General features: G+C 71.1%; 14 protein-coding genes and 1 tRNA gene. 11 read left to right on the forward strand and 4 right to left on the reverse strand.

The window, feature by feature from the left end; all coding sequences use genetic code 11:
- Positions 1–10: 10 nt before the first annotated feature.
- Positions 11–1,153 carry a ThiF family adenylyltransferase gene (locus tag ACIQ8J_RS06590; protein ID WP_403267007.1) on the reverse strand — a complete coding sequence of 381 codons (1,143 nt, stop codon included), beginning with the start codon at positions 1,151–1,153 and terminating at the stop codon, positions 11–13.
- Positions 1,154–1,378: 225 nt separating this feature from the next.
- Here ACIQ8J_RS06590 and ACIQ8J_RS06595 point away from each other — a divergent pair, with 225 nt between their 5' ends.
- The 4 genes from ACIQ8J_RS06595 to ACIQ8J_RS06610 all read left to right on the forward strand — a co-directional run bounded on the left by ACIQ8J_RS06595 (position 1,379) and on the right by ACIQ8J_RS06610 (position 5,229).
- Positions 1,379–1,975, forward strand: a complete 597-nt coding sequence (locus ACIQ8J_RS06595; protein WP_403267004.1) for a M48 family metallopeptidase — start codon at positions 1,379–1,381, stop codon at positions 1,973–1,975.
- Between the two features lie 117 nt (positions 1,976–2,092).
- A complete protein-coding gene (locus ACIQ8J_RS06600; RefSeq protein ID WP_403267001.1) occupies positions 2,093–3,766 on the forward strand; it encodes a TerD family protein in 1,674 nt (557 codons plus the stop codon).
- Positions 3,767–3,779: 13 nt separating this feature from the next.
- Positions 3,780–4,460: an AIM24 family protein gene (locus ACIQ8J_RS06605; protein WP_403266998.1), complete on the forward strand. Its 681-nt coding sequence runs from the start codon at positions 3,780–3,782 to the stop codon at positions 4,458–4,460.
- Between the two features lie 13 nt (positions 4,461–4,473).
- Positions 4,474–5,229, forward strand: a complete 756-nt coding sequence (locus tag ACIQ8J_RS06610) for an AIM24 family protein (RefSeq protein ID WP_403266995.1) — start codon at positions 4,474–4,476, stop codon at positions 5,227–5,229.
- Positions 5,230–5,325: 96 nt separating this feature from the next.
- Here the strand turns inward: ACIQ8J_RS06610 and ACIQ8J_RS06615 are convergent, their stop codons facing one another.
- Positions 5,326–5,847 carry an NUDIX hydrolase gene (locus ACIQ8J_RS06615; RefSeq protein ID WP_403266992.1) on the reverse strand — a complete coding sequence of 174 codons (522 nt, stop codon included), beginning with the start codon at positions 5,845–5,847 and terminating at the stop codon, positions 5,326–5,328.
- A complete protein-coding gene (locus tag ACIQ8J_RS06620) occupies positions 5,844–7,289 on the reverse strand; it encodes a zinc-dependent metalloprotease (RefSeq protein WP_403266989.1) in 1,446 nt (481 codons plus the stop codon). Before ACIQ8J_RS06620 ends, ACIQ8J_RS06615 begins: the two co-directional genes overlap by 4 nt.
- A 189-nt stretch (positions 7,290–7,478) precedes the next feature.
- On the opposite strand from ACIQ8J_RS06620, the gene ACIQ8J_RS06625 reads away from it, so the two are divergent.
- The 4 genes from ACIQ8J_RS06625 (at position 7,479) to ACIQ8J_RS06640 (ending at position 10,705) form a co-directional block, all read left to right on the forward strand.
- Positions 7,479–8,585 carry an SDR family oxidoreductase gene (locus ACIQ8J_RS06625; protein ID WP_399053897.1) on the forward strand — a complete coding sequence of 369 codons (1,107 nt, stop codon included), beginning with the start codon at positions 7,479–7,481 and terminating at the stop codon, positions 8,583–8,585.
- Between the two features lie 78 nt (positions 8,586–8,663).
- On the forward strand, positions 8,664–9,125 hold the full coding sequence (locus tag ACIQ8J_RS06630) for a molybdenum cofactor biosynthesis protein MoaE (RefSeq protein WP_403266986.1): 462 nt from the start codon (positions 8,664–8,666) through the stop codon (positions 9,123–9,125).
- Between the two features lie 212 nt (positions 9,126–9,337).
- On the forward strand, positions 9,338–9,508 hold the full coding sequence (locus ACIQ8J_RS06635) for a hypothetical protein (protein ID WP_403266983.1): 171 nt from the start codon (positions 9,338–9,340) through the stop codon (positions 9,506–9,508).
- 108 nt (positions 9,509–9,616) lie between these two features.
- Entirely contained in the window at positions 9,617–10,705 is a 1,089-nt protein-coding gene (locus tag ACIQ8J_RS06640) for a PDZ domain-containing protein (protein ID WP_403266981.1), read from the forward strand.
- 25 nt (positions 10,706–10,730) lie between these two features.
- Here the strand turns inward: ACIQ8J_RS06640 and ACIQ8J_RS06645 are convergent, their stop codons facing one another.
- Positions 10,731–11,276: a PPA1309 family protein gene (locus ACIQ8J_RS06645; RefSeq protein ID WP_403266978.1), complete on the reverse strand. Its 546-nt coding sequence runs from the start codon at positions 11,274–11,276 to the stop codon at positions 10,731–10,733.
- A 135-nt stretch (positions 11,277–11,411) separates the two neighbouring features.
- Here ACIQ8J_RS06645 and ACIQ8J_RS06650 point away from each other — a divergent pair, with 135 nt between their 5' ends.
- From ACIQ8J_RS06650 to ACIQ8J_RS06660, 3 genes are all read left to right on the forward strand, one after another.
- Positions 11,412–14,297, forward strand: a complete 2,886-nt coding sequence (locus tag ACIQ8J_RS06650; protein WP_403267759.1) for a UPF0182 family protein — start codon at positions 11,412–11,414, stop codon at positions 14,295–14,297.
- Between the two features lie 47 nt (positions 14,298–14,344).
- Positions 14,345–14,418: transfer RNA gene (locus ACIQ8J_RS06655), tRNA-Met, on the forward strand.
- Between the two features lie 242 nt (positions 14,419–14,660).
- Complete coding sequence (locus tag ACIQ8J_RS06660) at positions 14,661–16,493, forward strand: sel1 repeat family protein (protein ID WP_403266975.1); 1,833 nt, start codon at positions 14,661–14,663, stop codon at positions 16,491–16,493.
- Positions 16,494–16,534 lie beyond the last annotated feature (41 nt).

Here is a 16,534-nt window from a genome sequence, read left to right on the forward strand (position 1 = left end):
AGCCGCGCCCTCACGGGCGATACCCGGCCATTGTGTCCTGTGGCCCGGCAGCCCCCGAGGCCTGCTCCCCCTGAGTGTTCCCAACGGCGCCGCAGAAGCAGTCGCGGTGCGGCTCGACCGGCCTGGCCCGCCAGTCGAGCTGCGGCAGCGAGGCCTCCCAGCGGCTGCCCGTACTCGCGGGCAGGTCGCCGTCGAGGAACGCCAGCGCGTGCGCGGCCGCTAGACCCGCCACCGCGGTCGCGAGCGCCAGGTCGCAGGCCGGAACGGCGCTGCGCTGCCGCCCCGAGCGCCACTGCGCCAACAGCCGCGGCCAGCCCGGATCGCGCTCGGCGCGGCCGAGCGAGAGGCACCCCGCGCACCCCGTGCCGCCCGGCAGGACCAGCGGCCCCACCACCCCCGTCGCCTCCACAACTCCCGCATACAGATGGGGGATTCCGGCGCCGACCCAGTCCTCGGCGTCCGCCGTGTTCGGCGCGTACACATCGAGTCCCTCGCGCGGAGCCACGACGACAAGGGACAGCCCGGCCGGCTCCGTGTCCTGCCCCTGGCGCGGCGGACCGCCCGGCGTGGTCTGCCGCACCAGGTGGCGCGCCGCGATCGCCCGCCGCTCGCCGACGGCCCGCTCGGGCAGTCCGCCCGGCGCCACATCGCCCGGCCGTACGACGCCGCCGTCGAGGACATCGACCTGCCCCACCCCCGCGCCCGCCAGCAGGGAGGCGATGGTCGCGCCGACCCGCCCGGCGCCCCGCACCTGGACCCGCATCGCCCGGCGGGCCGCCAGCCGCCCGGTCGCGCCGCCCGGCTCCGGATGGACCAGGGAGAGGGAAGCCAGATCCGGCCGTAGTCGCTCCAGCGTGCCCGTCCGATTCCGTAACGCATCGGCCGCCGGACCGCCGGCCGTCGGATCGTCCACCACGCCCGCCGCCGTCAACCGCTCGACCAGCTCGTCCACTTGGGCGGGCGGCATGTTCAGACCGCGCGCCCGCTCGTAGAGGAAGGGCAGGCCCTGTGCGCCGTCGAGCAACTCCAGGAAATGGCCCGTCGCGGGGTCCACCGGCGAGACGACCACCGCCTGCGCGGGCGTGATCCCGAACTGCACGGTCTGCCGGTCCCGCCAGGCCCGGCGCAGTGCCGGCTTCAGCATCGGATGCATCGTCGAACCCCCGTCGTCGTGCGAGCCCGCACGTTCCTGAGGCCTGCTCGATCGCGGGCCGTCGTGCGGCATGGGGTCAGAATGCACGGCCCCGCCGAGCGGCGTGAAAAGTTGTCCACAGGCGAGGGGTATTAGTCATTCGAATGCTGCACACCAGCGGATGGATCATGGCTCAACCGTCCCGGAGGCGGGACTTCGCCCACTGACAGCGGGTAACGTCGGGGCGTGCCCGCCGACCCCCTGCAGAGTGCCGGAAGCCCGCAGCGCAGCCCGAACCGCCTGCCGCCACGCGGTTCGGCGACGAGCGCGGTCGAGGTCCGCCGCAGCACCCGGCGCAGCAGAACGGTCTCCGCGTACCGCGAGGGCGACCGCACCATCGTGCTGATCCCGGCCCGGATGTCCGAGGCCGAGGAGCAGCGCTGGGTGGGCGTGATGCTCGACAAGCTGGCGGCGCAGGAGAGCAAGCGCATGCTGGGCGATGCGGAACTCACCGAGCGCGCCGAGCGTTTGTCCGAGCAGTACTTCGACGGCCGGGCCCGCCCCGCCTCGGTGCGCTGGGTGACCAACCAGAACACCCGCTGGGGCTCCTGCACTCCCGCCGAGGGCAGTATCCGCCTCTCCCACCGGCTGCAGGGCATGCCGGAGTACGTCGTCGACTATGTGCTCGTCCACGAGCTGGCCCACCTCCTGGTGCCCGGTCACGGCCCCCGGTTCTGGCAGCTCCTCGACGCCTATCCGCGCACCGAGCGGGCCCGCGGTTACCTGGAGGGCGTGGTGGCCGCCGACCGCCTTCCGCATCTGCCCGCGGCCCGCGACGAGTAGAAGACGAGTAGGACTCGGCGGTTCTGTACCTAATGTGTACCGGCTTGGCCGATTGTCCGAGGCAGCCGTTAGCCTGGCGCGACGCATTCACCTCGGGATGGGGGACGGTCGGTACGCATGGCCAGGGAATTCCAGCGCGGCCACAAGGCCAAGGTCAGTGATCTCACGGCGGGGACGGATCTGTACGTAGGCGTGCAGATCGGTGCTGCCGGGCTGACCTTCGACATCAGCTGCTTCGGCCTCGACGCGAACGAGCGGCTGTCCGACGACCGTTACTTCGTCTTCTTCAACCAGCCGAAGTCGCCCGAGGAGTCGATCCAGCTCCTCGGCGCCCAGGCCGGTGACACCGAGTCGTTCCGCGTCACCCTGGACCGCGTCCCGCCGAGCGTCCACAAGCTCTCCTTCACCGCGACCATCGACGGCGCGGGACAGATGTCGCAGATCGGCCCGGGGTACATCAGGGTCGTCGCCGGTGGCGAGGAAGTGGTCCGGTATTCCTTCACCGGTGCGGAGTTCAGCACCGAACGGGCCCTCATGCTCGGCGACTTCTACCTGAAGGACGTCTGGCGCTTCGCAGCCGTCGGCCAGGGGTTCGACGGGGGACTCGAAGCGCTCCTGAAGAACTTCGGCGGTGAGGTCCTGGAGGAAGAGGAGCCCGCGGCGCCGCCGCAACAGCCGCAGGCCGCGGCCCCCGGTTTCGCTCCGCCACCCCAAGTCGCCGCGCCCGCCCCGCAGTTCGGGGCTCCGGCGCAGGCCCCACAGCCCGCCCCTTCCTTCTCGGCGCCCGTACCCGCCCCCTCCTTTCCGGCTCCCGCCACCCCGCAGCACTACGCAGCGCCGCCGCAGGGATCGCCGCCGCCCCCGCCCCCCGCGCCCAGCCAGCAGATCCACGCCGCGCCGACCATTGCCGCGCCGATGCACCTGCCGCCCGGCACCATCCCGCATCCGCCCGCCCCGACGCCGTACGCGCAGCCGCACGGACAGCCGCCGCAGCAGCCCCAGTTCGGCCAGGTGCCCGGCCCGATCCCGGGTCAGGTGCCGCCACCGGGCACCCCCGCGCCGTACGGTCAGCCGGGGCCCTATGGCCAACCCGCCCCCTACGGCCGGCCGCAGGGCATGCCGCAGGCCGGCGGCGGCCTCCACAGCGCCATCCAGATGTACAAGGAACTGCCCACCGGCCGGCGCTGGACCTCGCAGAACAAGCAGCTGGTCCGCGTCGACCTCGGCGCGGGCGGCCAACCGGTCCTCGCCCGCCAGGGCAGCATGGTCATGTACCAGGGCAAGGTCGACTTCGGCTACAAGGGAGCCGGATTCGCCGGCCGGATCGTCGGCAACGCGACCGGCCAGGAAATGCAGTTGATGCGCTGCACCGGCCGCGGTCAGGTCTTCCTCGCCGAGAACAGCGCCTATCTGCACCCCATCGAGCTCCAGGGCGACGGCATCTGCGTCTCCTCCGAGAACGTCCTGGCCTTCGACGAGTCCCTCCAGTACGAGGTCCGTCGCATCGAGGGGCACGGCATTCCCGGCGGCGCCCTGTTCACCATGCTGTTCCAGGGCACCGGCACCGTCGTCGTGATGACCCACGGCACCCCGGTGGTGCTGCCGGTCACCCCGACCACGTTCGCCGACAGCGACGCGATCGTCGCCTGGTCCGCCGCGTCCCAGGTGATCGTCTCCAGCCAGGTCAGGATGCGCCGCAACGCCTATCCGGGAGACAGCGGCGAGTCCGTCAACCTCCAGTTCCGGGGCGCCCCCGGCAACTTCATCATCGTCCAGCCGTACGAGGTCTGAGGGAGCCCGAACAATGAACCAGCAGCTCGCGGGCTATGCCCCCACCCCCGTCGCGGCCCGGATGGAGAACCACGGCAGCGCCATGCTGAAGGTGGCCATGGCCACCGGCCAGGACCTGCTCGCCCGGGTCGGCTCGATGGTCGCCTACGAGGGCTTCATCCAGTACGAGCCCAATCCGCCCGCCGTGCGCCAGATGGCCCGGGACTGGATCACCGGCGAGGGTGCCCCGTTGATGAAGTGCACCGGCGACGGGCTGCTCTACCTCGCCGACTACGGGGCCAACGTCGTGATCGTCCACCTCGACAACGACGCGCTCTCCGTCAACGGCACCAATGTGCTCGCCTTCGACGCGAGCCTCCAGTGGGGCGTCGAACGGGTCAAGGGGCTCGCCAAGTTCGCGGGCCAGGGCCTGTTCAACGTGAAGATCTCCGGCACCGGCTGGGTCGCCCTGACCTCGCGCGGCACCCCGGTCGTCGTCGACTGCGGCAGCGGCGAGGACGAGACGTACGTCGACCCGGACGCGCTGGTCGCCTGGTCCCCGAACCTGAAGGTGAAGGGCAAGCGCAGCTTCAAGGCGTCCTCGCTGATCGGCCGGGGCAGCGGAGAGGCGTACCAGATGGCCTTCTCGGGCCAGGGCATCGTCGTCGTACAGCCGAGTGAGGACAGCACGGACCGCCTGCGGGCCCGGGGCTGAGGGGGAGACACCAATGCAGAGCCCGCTTTTCAGCCACACCGAGCAGCAGTCCCAGGAGCGGTACACCGCGCAGAACCCGCAGTTGCTGCGGGCCGTGCTCACCGGCCACGACGACATCCTGGCCCGCAAGGGCTCGATGGTCGCCTACCAGGGGCTGATGGAGTTCGACGGCGAGTACCAGTCGCAGGGCCGGCAGAGCGCCCGCGCCCGGACCGGCGAGGGCCTGGACCTGATGCGGGTGTCCGGGCAGGGCACGGTCTACCTCGCCAACCTGGCCCAGCACGTCCACATAGTGGACGTCGACCGGGACGGTCTGACCGTCGACAGCGGCTACGTCCTCGCCATGGACTCCTCGCTGCACTACGAAGTCATCGCCGTGGACAGCCAGTACGGGATCTCCGGCACCGGCAAGTACCAGCTCAACATCACCGGCACCGGCAAGGTCGTCCTGATGACCTCGGGCCAGCCGCTGATGCTCCAGGTCACGCCCGACAAGTACGTGAACGCGGACGCGGACGCGATCGTCGCCTGGTCGACCTCGCTCCGGGTGCAGATGCAGGCGCAGACCCACTCCACCGGAGTCTGGCGGCGCCGCGGCACCACGGGCGAGGGCTGGGAACTGAGCTTCCTGGGCCAGGGTTTCGCCCTCGTCCAGCCGAGCGAGGTGCTGCCGCCGCAGAACGCGGTGATCGGCCAGGGCCTGCGCGCCCAGTACGGCATGGGCCAGCAGGGCGCCCACGCGCAGAACCAGGGCAACGTCTGGAGCTAGCCCCCGGCGGGCACGAGGAAGGGGCATGAGTAAGGGGCGCCCGCAATGGCGAACGCCCCTTACTCATAAGGCAGTTACGGCCGGACCGTAACGCCGTTACAGCCGGGCGCGGGTCGCCTCCACCAGCCGTACGACCGACTCGTCGGCCACCTCCGCGACCTCGTCGTAGCCGAACCAGCGCAGGTCCAGGGACTCGTCGCTGATCGCCTCGACCGCGCCGGCCGGGGCCAGCGCCGCGTACTGGACGTCCAGGTGCCAGTGGCAGGGCGCCGGGATGGCGTGCCGGTCGAGCCGTACGGGACCGCCCGCGAGCAGCGTGAGACCGGTGACGCCCGACTCCTCGCGGGCCTCGCGCAGGGCGGCGGCCGTCAGCGAGGTGTCCTCGGGCTCGCAGTGGCCGCCCATCTGGAGCCACATGTTCAGCTTCTTGTGCAGCGTCAGCAGCACCCGGCCCCGCTCGCGGTCCACGACCAGCGCGCTGGCCGTGAGGTGACCGGCCCCGCAGGCCTTCCACATCCCGTCCGGATGCGCCGACAGATGGTCCAGGTAGACCTGGCGCAGCTCGGGCTGGCCCTCGTACGCCTTCAGTACGAGGACCGCGTCGTCATGCAGGCTCACTTGTTCAGATCGCCCTTGCCGTCGCTGTCGGTGCCCGCCTGGTCCTCGCCGGGCTTGTCCTTCTTGAGCGACGGGCCGTTCTGCTCGGCGGCCTCGCCCAGCATCTTGTCCAGCTCCGAGAAGTCGAGGTGCTCCCGGTGCACGAAGCCGTCCGGGTCGTCCAGGTCGGAGGCGGTCGGCAGCATGTCCGGGTGCTCCCACAGGTCGTCCCGGCCGTCCACGCCGCGCGCGTCGGTGAGCGAGGCCCACAGGCGCGAGGCGTCCCGCAGCCGGCGCGGACGCAGCTCAAGGCCGATCAGCGTGGCGAAGGTCTGCTCGGCCGGGCCGCCGGTCGCCCGGCGCCTGCGCAGCATCTCGCGCAGCGCGTCCGCCGAGGTCAGCCGGGGCTTCGCGGCCTCGTGGACCACCGCGTCCACCCAGCCCTCGACCAGCGCGAGCGCCGTCTCCAGACGGGCCAGGGCGGCCTTCTGCTCCGGGGTGTCCTCCGGCTGGAACAGACCCTGCTGGAGGGCCTCCTGCAACTGCTCCGGGTTGGACACGTCGAGCTGGCCGACGGCGTCCTCCAGCTTCGCCGTGTCTACCTTGATGCCGCGCGCATAGCCCTCGACCGCACCGAACAGATGCGAGCGCAGCCACGGCACATGGGCGAAGAGCCGCTGGTGGGCGGCCTCGCGCAGGGCCAGATACAGCCGGATCTCGTCCTTGGGGACGCCCAGGTCCTTGCCGAACGCCTCGATGTTCAGCGGAAGGAGCGCGGCCTTGCCCGCCGGGCCGAGCGGCAGCCCGATGTCCGTCGAGCCGACGACCTCGCCCGCGAGCACGCCCACGGCCTGCCCGATCTGCTGGCCGAACATGGCGCCGCCCATGGAGCGCATCATGCCGATCAGCGGGCCCGCCATGGCCTGCATCTCCTCGGGCAGGACGCCGCCCATGGCCGCACCGACGCGCTCGGCGACCGGGTCGACCAGTTCCTTCCAGGCCGGCTGGGTGGCTTCGACCCACTCCGCGCGGCTCCACGCCACGGCGGTGGTGGAACCCGACGGCAGCGACGTCACGCCGTCCAGCCACACGTCGGCGAGGCGCACGGCCTCCTCGACGGCGGCGCGCTCGGCGGGACCGACGCTCTCGTCCTTGGTGCCGTCGGCGGTGCCCTGGGCGACCGTCTGGCGGGCGATCTGCTTGGCCATGTCCCAGTTCACGGGACCGCCCTCGTAGCTCAGCATCTGGCCGAGCTGCTGGAAGGCGGCGCCCAGGTCGTTCGGGTTCATCGAACCGAACATCGCGGCGAACGGATTGTCTCCGCCGCCCGCACCCGGGAAGCCGAAGGGGTTGCCGCCCTGGCCACCGGCACCCTGGCCACCACCGGCAGGGTCCTTCTTCTTGCCGTCGCCGTTCTCCGGCTCCTCCGGCGGAAGGCCGAATCCGAATGGGGTGTCACTCACGGGTTTCCTCGGCTCGTTAGGCCGTCGGCTCCTGCCGACGGCGGCTGCCCCACAACACCACCAGCGTAGACATCCGAGCCGGATAAGGGCTCGGTGCTCCGCCGCCTCGCGGCCTGCGGCAGGATGGACGCCACCTGGTACGCACGCGTCATTAACGTACGTACTGAAGACAACCGCTGGAGACGCCCGGTGAGTTCCCCAGATCCGCAGGTTCGCGCAGCGCGAAACCTCTCAACCTCCACATCGCGCGGTCCCGTCGTCGCCGTGACCGGTGCCGCGTCCGGGATCGGCGCCCTGCTGACCGCGCGGCTCGCCGCCTCCGACGAGGTCAAGCAGGTCGTCGCCATCGACGAGCGCCGGGGCGAGGTCTCCGAGGCGACCTGGCACATCCTGGACGTCCGGGACCCGGCGATCGCGGAGAAGCTGCGGGGCGCGGACGTCGTCGTGCACCTGGCGCTCGACCTCGATCTGGAGACCGACTCGGCGGCCCGCACGGCGTACAACGTGCGCGGCACCCAGACGGTGCTGACCGCTGCGGCCGCCGCGGGCGTGCACCGGGTGGTCCTGTGCACCTCGGCGATGGTCTACGGGGCGCTGCCCGACAACGACATCCCGCTCTCCGAGGACGCCGAGCTGCGGGCCACCGCCGAGGCGACCGGCGTCGGCGACCTCCTGGAGATCGAGCGCCTCGGGCGGCGCGCACCCCGCGCGCACCCCGGTCTGAACGTCACGGTGGTAAGGCCCGCCGTCCTGGTGGGCGGTACTGACACCGCGCTCACCCGGTACTTCGAGTCGCCGCGTCTTCTGGTGGTCGCCGGATCCCGTCCGACCTGGCAGTTCTGCCATGTCGAGGACCTGTGCAGCGCCCTGGAGTACGCCGCCCTGGAGAAGGTCGACGGGGAGTTCGCGGTCGGCTGCGACGGCTGGCTGGAGCAGGAGGAGGTCGAGGAGCTCAGCGGCATCCGCCGCATGGAGCTGCCCTCCGCGGTGGCCCTGGGGGCCGCGGCCCGGCTGCACCGGATCGGGCTCACGCCGTCGCCCGCGGGCGACCTCGCGTACACGATGCACCCGTGGGTGGTCAGCGTCGGGCGGCTGCACGACGCGGGCTGGCGGCCCCGCTGGACCAACGAGGAAGTGCTCGCCGAACTCCTCGAAGAGGCCGCCGGCCGGCACACCGTCGCGGGCCGCAGGCTCGGCCGCAAGGACGCCACCGCCGCCGGGGCCGCGGGCGCGACCGTCGCGCTGCTCGGCGCCGCCGCCGTGGTGCGCAGGGCCCGTAAGCGCCGGGGTCTGTAGGACCCTCCTACGGAGGGCCCAGGCACCCGGGCGAAAGAGCTATTCCGGGATGTCGGTCCCGTGCGGCACGATGGGACCATGGCACGCACGTACCCCGACCACCCCGGCGAGCAGCCGGCGCAGGACCCCATCCGGCTCCTCGCGATCCGTGACACACCGCTCTCCGTGGACGAGGTCTTCGCCGCCGCCGGTGATGCGGCGGCGGGCGGCACCACGCTCTTCGTCGGCACCGTGCGCAATCACGACGGCGGTTCGGACGTCGACAAGCTCGGGTACTCCTGCCACCCCTCCGCCGAGGCGGAGATGCGCCGGATCGCCGAGAAGGTGATCCGCGACCACCCGGTCCGCGCGCTGGCCGCCGTCCACCGTGTGGGCGAACTGGAGGTCGGCGATATCGCGGTCGTCGTCGCGGTCTCCTGCCCGCACCGCGGAGAGGCCTTCGAGGCCTGCCGGATGCTGATCGACGCCCTCAAGCACGAGGTCCCGATCTGGAAGCACCAGACGTTCTCGGACGGTACGGACGAGTGGGTCGGCGCGTAGCGCCGTCGTTGACGGGCGACGGCGGGCGGGCCGGCGCGCAGCACTGCCGTTGGCCGGCAGCACCCGCTCGGCCGCTCGGCCGATCTGAAACCCCGTCGAGTGGCATGCGCCCCGATTTGCGTAACCGGCCCCCTGGCGTGAGCGTTGAACCGGCGGATGACTAATCTGCTGATCTGTCAGTTGCGGTCGCTCATTGGGGACGGGAGGTCGGAATGGCTGCACTCGTCTGGCTGCTGATTCCGCTTTTCGCTGCTGTCGGCGCGGCGATATGGGCGCGGTGGGTCGCCCGCGATCGCACTTCCGGCGATGTAGCTGAACTCGCCGGGTACAGCCGGTTCCGTGAAGCGATGGAGAAATCCCACTCCGGATCCGACGCCGCCTGAGCGTTTCCGACCGGCGCCGAGCGCCTCGCGCTCGTACGCGGTCGCCAACAACCCCGTACGGACCGGCCCCAGGGGTGGGCGCACAGAACGGTCCCGTACTGTCGTTCCATGCCACGCCGCACCGCGACGATGCTCGCCTCCACCCTCGTCCTGATCGCGCTGCTCTGCGCCGGCGTGCTCATCAAAGTGCCGTACTCCGAGATGTCTCCCGGGCCCACCGTGAACACGCTCGGTGACTCCGGCGGCGAGCCGGTGCTGCAGATCTCCGGCCACAAGACGTACCCGACGACCGGGCACCTCAACATGACGACGGTCAGGGTCACCGGTGCGGACTACCGGATGAACCTCGTCGAGGCGGTCTACGGCTGGCTGGCGCACGACAGCGTGGTGGTCCCGCACGACACGCTCTACCCGGGCGGCAAGACCGACGAGCAGTCCAACCAGGAGAACGCCGAGGAGTTCAGCCAGTCCCAGGAGAGCGCGAAGGTCGCGGCCCTGAACGAGCTGGCCATCCCGGTGAAGAACTGGGTCATCGTCTCCTCGGTCGTCAAGGGCAGCCCCGCCGAGGGCAAGCTGCACGCCGGTGACGCCATCAAGGCCGTCGACGGCACCGGGGTCACCAAGCCCGCCGATGTCGCGGCCCTGGTCACCAAGCACAAGCCCGGCCAGAACGTGGTCTTCACGATCATCCCGGCCAAGGAGGCGGAGGCCGCCAAGAAGGCGGGCAAGGAGCCCGAGGGCGGCGAGAACCTCACCATCACCACCGAGAAGGCGTCGGACGGCGACCGCGCGATCGTGGGCATCCAGGCCGGGACCGACCACGCCTTCCCGTTCTCGGTCGACATCAAGCTCGCGGACGTCGGCGGCCCCAGCGCGGGCCTGATGTTCTCGCTCGGCATCGTGGACAAGCTGACGCCCGAGGACCTGACCGGCGGGAAGTTCGTCGCCGGCACCGGCACGATCGACGACGCAGGCAAGGTCGGCCCGATCGGCGGCATCGAGATGAAGCTGATCGGCGCGCGCCAGGCGGGCGCCCGCTACTTCCTGACGCCCAAGGACAACTGCGCGGCCGCGGCGTCGGACATTCCCGCGGGGCTCACCCTGGTGAAGGTGGACAGCATCCACGACGCCCGGCAGTCCCTGGACAAGATCCGCACGGGGGACACGGCCGGACTGCCGAGCTGCTCGGCCAAGTGACGCCGGCCGCGCCCCCGCACGGTCGCTAGGCGAAGGTCGCGGCCAGTGCCTCGGCGAGGCCCGGCACCAGATCGGGGCCGGTCAGGACCTCCGTGGGGGAGTCCTTCTCGCGCAGCCGGATGGCGGACTCGCGGGCTCCGCCGCGCAGCACCGCCACCGTCATCCGCACCTCCTGGCGGTCGGGGTGGGCGGCCACCCACTTGGCCAGCTGCTTGTCGCTGAGGCCCTCGGGCACGGAGGCCTCGGCCGACGGGGGCAGCATCTGGCGCTCCACGGTGATCGCGCAGCCGGCCACCGAGTCGGGCCACTCAATGGTGCCGAGGAACCTGTCCAGCGGCTTGTTCGCCGGGATCTCCTCCTGCTCGATCGGGGTGAGACCGGAGACGGCCGCGTCGTCGGCGGGCGAGACCAGGCCGGGCGCCTGGGCGCGGAGCTTCGCGGTGTCGACGAGCGCGAAAAGGCGGGCCGGCTTGTCCCAGCCCAGACCGGATGCGTACTCGTCGATTTCGAGCACCGCGCGGGTGAGCGGGCTCGCGGCCATCGGGGGGCCGGAGGGGGAAACGTTGGACATGGACAACATCCTGCCCTCTTTCACCCCCCGATCGGGAACTGAGTAAAGCCTCAGTAAGTTGCATGAGTGGGCTCTACGATCGCGGGGCCCGCCCATACGACAGCGAACTTCGAGGTGCGCACCTTGGCTTTCCAGATGCCGGACCGCGGCTCAGGCCCGTCCGGGCCACGGATCAGAGTCGGCCGGCCGTCCCGCCGGGTCCGGACCCTGCTCATGACACTGGGCATTCTGGCCGTGCTCGCCATGGCCTTCGTCATGTTCGCCGGGTTCTGGACCGACTGGCTCTGGTACCGCTCGGTCCACTACTCGTCGGTCTTCACCACCCAGCTGTGGACCAAGATCGGTCTGTTCTGCGTCTTCGGACTGCTGATGGCGGTCGCCGTCGGCCTGAACATCTGGCTGGCGCACCGGCTGCGGCCGCCGCTCAGCGCGATGTCCCTGGAGCAGCAGAGCCTGGACCGCTACCGGATGGGCATCGCCCCGTACAAGAAGTGGATGCTGCTCGGGATCACCGCTCTCGTCGGGCTCATCGCCGGCGCCTCCGCCTCCGGTCAGTGGCGCACCTGGCTGATGTGGGTCAACGGGGTGCCGTTCGGTCAGAAGGACCCCCAGTTCAAGCTGGACGTGTCGTTCTACGCCTTCGACCTGCCCTGGTACCGCTTCATGCTCGGCTTCGGTTTCGCCGCCGCCGTGCTGTCGCTGATCGCCGCCGCCCTGACGCACTACCTGTACGGCGGTCTGCGCGTCACCAGCCCCGGCGCGCGCGCCACCGGAGCCGCCACCGGGCACCTCTCGGTGCTGCTCGGCGTCTTCGTGCTGCTGAAGGCCGTGGCGTACTGGCTGGACCGGTACGGCCTCGCGGTGAAGTCCAGTGACTTCAAGGCGACCAACAACTGGACGGGCCTTCGGTACGTCGACGCCAACGCGTATCTGCCGGCGAAGACCATCCTGTTCTGCATCGCGGTCATCTGCGCCGCGCTCTTCTTCGCGACCCTGTGGCGCCGCACCTGGCAGCTGCCCGTCATCGGCTTTGGCCTGATGGTGCTGTCGGCGATCCTGATCGGCGGGCTCTACCCGGCGATCGTGCAGAAGTTCCAGGTCCAGCCCAACGAGCAGGCCAAGGAAGCCCCGTACATCCAGAAGAACATCGATGCCACCCGCAAGGCGTACGGCATCGACAGCGCGGACGTGACGGACTACAAGGGCACGACCGACGCGAAGGACAACCCCAAGCTGCGCTCGGACGCCGACTCGGCGGCCAGCTACCGGCTCATCGACCCCAACGTTGTCTCGCCCGCCTTCCAGCAGCTCCAGCAGGAGCGGAAGTACTACCAGTTCCCCTCGACCCTGGACGTGGACCGCTACACGGACAAGGACGGCAAGGAGCAGGACACCGTCATCGGGCTGCGCGAGCTCAACCTCAAGGGCATCGACAAGCGCAACTGGATCAACGACCACTTCACCTACACCCACGGCTTCGGCGCGATCGCGGCCAAGGGCACCAGCGTGGACGTCAATGGCGCGCCGGACTTCACCGAGTCCGGGCTGCCCACCAGCGGCCAGCTCAAGGACTACCAGCAGCGCATCTACTACGGCGAGAAGACCGATCAGTACTCGATCGTCGGCGGGCCCCAGAAGGAGCTCGACTACGAGAGCGAGGGCAAGGGCCAGGAGACGACGAGCTTCGCCGGCAAGGGCGGGGTCAGCCTCTCCAACCCCTTCAACCGGGCCGCGTACGCCGTCACCCTGAACGAGCCGCAGATCCTCTACTCGGGGGCCATCGGCAAGGGCTCGAAGATCCTCTACAACCGCACCCCGAAGGAGCGCGTCGAGGCGGTCGCGCCCTGGCTGACCATCGACGGCGACGCCTACCCGGCGGTCGTCGGCAAGCGCATCCAGTGGGTGGTCGACGCGTACACGACGACCAACGGCTACCCCTACGCCTCGCGCACCACGCTCGGCGAGACCACCACCGACTCGCTGACCGACAACCAGCGCGCGGTGATGGCCCAGCAGAACCAGGTCAACTACATCCGCAACTCGGTGAAGGCGACCGTCGACGCGTACGACGGCACGGTCACGCTGTACCAGTGGGACGACAAGGACCCGGTCCTCAAGACCTGGATGAAGGCGTTCCCCGGCACGGTGAAGGCCAAGTCCGAGATCCCCTCCGAGCTCCTCGCGCACCTGCGGTACCCGCAGGACATGTTCAAGGTCCAGCGCGAGCTGCTGACCCGATACCACGTCACCAACCCCGCGCAGTTCTACAGCGGCAGTGACGCCTGGCAGGTTCCGGACGACCCGACCAACAAGGACAACAGCGCGGTTCCGCCGTACTACCTGTCCATGAAGATGCCGGGTGCCGAGGCCGAGGGGAAGAAGTTCTCGCTGACGACGACGTTCACGCCCAACGGCCGCCCCAACCTGGGCGGTTTCATGGCGGTCGACGCGGACGCCGCGAGCAAGGACTACGGCAGGATCAGACTGCTCCGGGTCACCGACAACGTGCAGGGCCCGCAGCAGGTGCAGAGCAAGCTGAACGGTCTGCCCGAAGTCGCCGAGTTCGTACGGAACTTGAGAGGAACCGACTCCGAGATCGACTACGGCAACCTGCTGACCGTGCCGCTCGGCGGCGGCTTCCTCTACATCGAGCCGGTGTACGCGCGCGGCGGCAGCGCCAACTATCCGCTCCTGAAGAAGGTCGGCGTCTCCTACGGTGACAAGACCGTCTTCAAGGACAACCTGGCGGACGCGCTGAGCGCGGTCTTCGGCGCGGACGGGGCGACACCGCCGCCCACGACCACGCCACCGACCACCACACCGCCGGCCACCACGCCCCCGGCCACCGGGAACGCCACCGTGGACCAGGCCATCAAGGACGCCCAGAAGGCGTACGACGACGGCCAGAAGGCGCTCAGTGCGGGCGACTGGAAGGCCTACGGCGACGCCCAGAAGGCGCTCCAGGACGCCCTGAAGCACGCGGCCGACGCGGAGGCGAAGGCGACCAAACCCAAGAGCTGACCTGGTCAGAGGGCCACCCCGCGCCGTGGTAGCGTTGTGTTTACCGACGCGGGGTGGAGCAGCTCGGTAGCTCGCTGGGCTCATAACCCAGAGGTCGCAGGTTCAAATCCTGTCCCCGCTACTCACTGACGAGGGCCCGGATCCTTTCAAGGATCCGGGCCCTCGTCGCGTGCTGCCCTCCGGCCGGGCGGGGGCTGCCCGATTACCACCGTCTGGAACCGGCCGGTGTGAAAACTGCTCTACCCGGGGGGAGTTGGGCGCAACGGGTTTGGCTTGTCTCTCTGTGGGCATGTCGACAAAACGCTGAAGTGACCTCACTGGCTGCGGTATACCAGGTGTACGGCGGTTGCGGGTGGTGCGACGATGGTATTTATGGGGGACAGGGCAACTCTGTTGGAGACAGGGCGGTTTGTGCAGACACGCTCCGATGAGGACGCTGACACCGCTGACGCCGAGACCGAGGCGCGGCACCGGCGTGCCGCCGACAGCGGCGACGCCGAGTCGATGAGCGTCCTCGGCTCGCTGCTGCTGCGCCGCGGCGACCTGGACGGCGCCGAGCACTATCTGCGCGGCGCCACCGCGGTGGGGGACCGGGCCGCCGCCAACAATCTGGGTGTTCTGCTCCACCAGCGCGGCTACGCGGACGAGGCCGCCGGCTGGTGGCGCATCGCCGCCGTCGCCGGATCCGCGGCCGCGGCGCACGCGCTGGGCCGGCACTACCGCGAGCGCGGCGACGAGCCCGCCGCCGAGTACTGGCTGCGCCAGTCCGCCGAACAGGGCCACGCGCTCGGCGCGTACGCCCTCGCCGACCTGCTGGAACACCGCAGCGACGTGGGCGCAGAGCGCTGGCTGCGCGCCGCCGCCGAGCAGGGCCACCGCGAGGCGGCCTACCGTCTCGCCCGCCTCATCGACCACCGTTCGGAGGGCGAGGCGGGCGGCGAGGGCCCCGGTGACATCGCTGTCGCGGAGGCGCCGGAGAGCGAGGGGGCGGCCGAGGAGGCCGAGCCCTGGTACCGGCAGGCCGCAGCCCGCGGCCACCGCCGGGCCGCGCTGCACCTCGGCGCGATCCTGGAGAAGCGCGGCGAGCTCAAGGAGGCGGGCCGCTGGTACCTGACCTCCGCCAAGGACGGCGAGGCGAAGGCCGCCTGCGCGCTCGGCTTCCTGCTGCGCGACGCGGGCGACGAGGAGAGCGCCGCCGTGTGGTGGCTGCGCGCAGCCCAGGACGGCGACGGCAACGCCGCCAACGCGCTGGGCGCGCTGCACGCAGCGCGCGGCGAGCAGCAGACCGCCGAGCGCTGGTACCGGGCCGCGATGAGCGCCGGGGACGTGAACGGGGCGTACAACCTCGGCCTGCTCTGCGCCGCCCAGAACCGGACGGCGCAGGCCGAGCAGTGGTACCGCAGGGCGGCGTACGCCGGGCACCGCGAGGCAGCCAACGCCCTGGCCATCCTGCTGCTCCAGGCCGGCGACGCGACCGGCGCCGAGCCCTGGTTCTCCAAGGCCGCCGAAGCGGGCAGCGTGGACGCCGCCTTCAACCTGGGCATCCTCTTCGCGAGCCGCGACGACGACCGTACGGCCCTGAAGTGGTACGAGCGGGCCGCGGCCGCCGGGCACACCGACGCGGCGCTCCAGGTCGGCATCGCGCTGCTGCGGGACGGCGAGGAGCACGCCGCCGAGCGCCACCTGCGGTGCGCGGCCGGCGGCGGCAGCGCGGAGGCCGCCTTCCGGCTCGCCACCCTGCTCGACGCGCGGCAGCCGCCGCCGGGGCCGCCCGCGCTCGGCGAGCCGATGGCCGAGAAGACCGAGTGCGAGGAGTGGTACGAGCGGGCCGCCCAGCAGGGCCACCGCCGGGCCCAGGTCCGGGTCGGCATGCTCGCGGCGGCCCGGGGCGACCTGGAGGCGGCCGCGCGCTGGTACGGGGAGGCCGCCGACGCGGGCAGCCGCAACGGCGCCTTCAACCTCGGGCTGCTGCTCGCCCGCGAGGGCCGTGAGCGCGAGGCCGCCCTGTGGTGGACCCGCGCCGCCCAGGCCGGACACGGCCGGGCCGCGCTGCGCCTCGCCCTGCTCGCCGCCCGCCACGGCGAACTGACCGAGGGGCAGCGCTGGTGCGCGAAGGCGGTCGAGCTGGGCCCCGCGGAGGTCGCCGAACGGGCCGCACGGCTGCGCGAGGCACTGCACCAGGAACTCACGGCTTAGGGGGTGTCCGACCCTGCCCCACCGGACACCCCTGGGTGAAC

It is taken from the genome of Streptomyces sp. NPDC094147 (genome assembly GCF_044764265.1).
GTDB lineage: Bacteria > Actinomycetota > Actinomycetes > Streptomycetales > Streptomycetaceae > Streptomyces.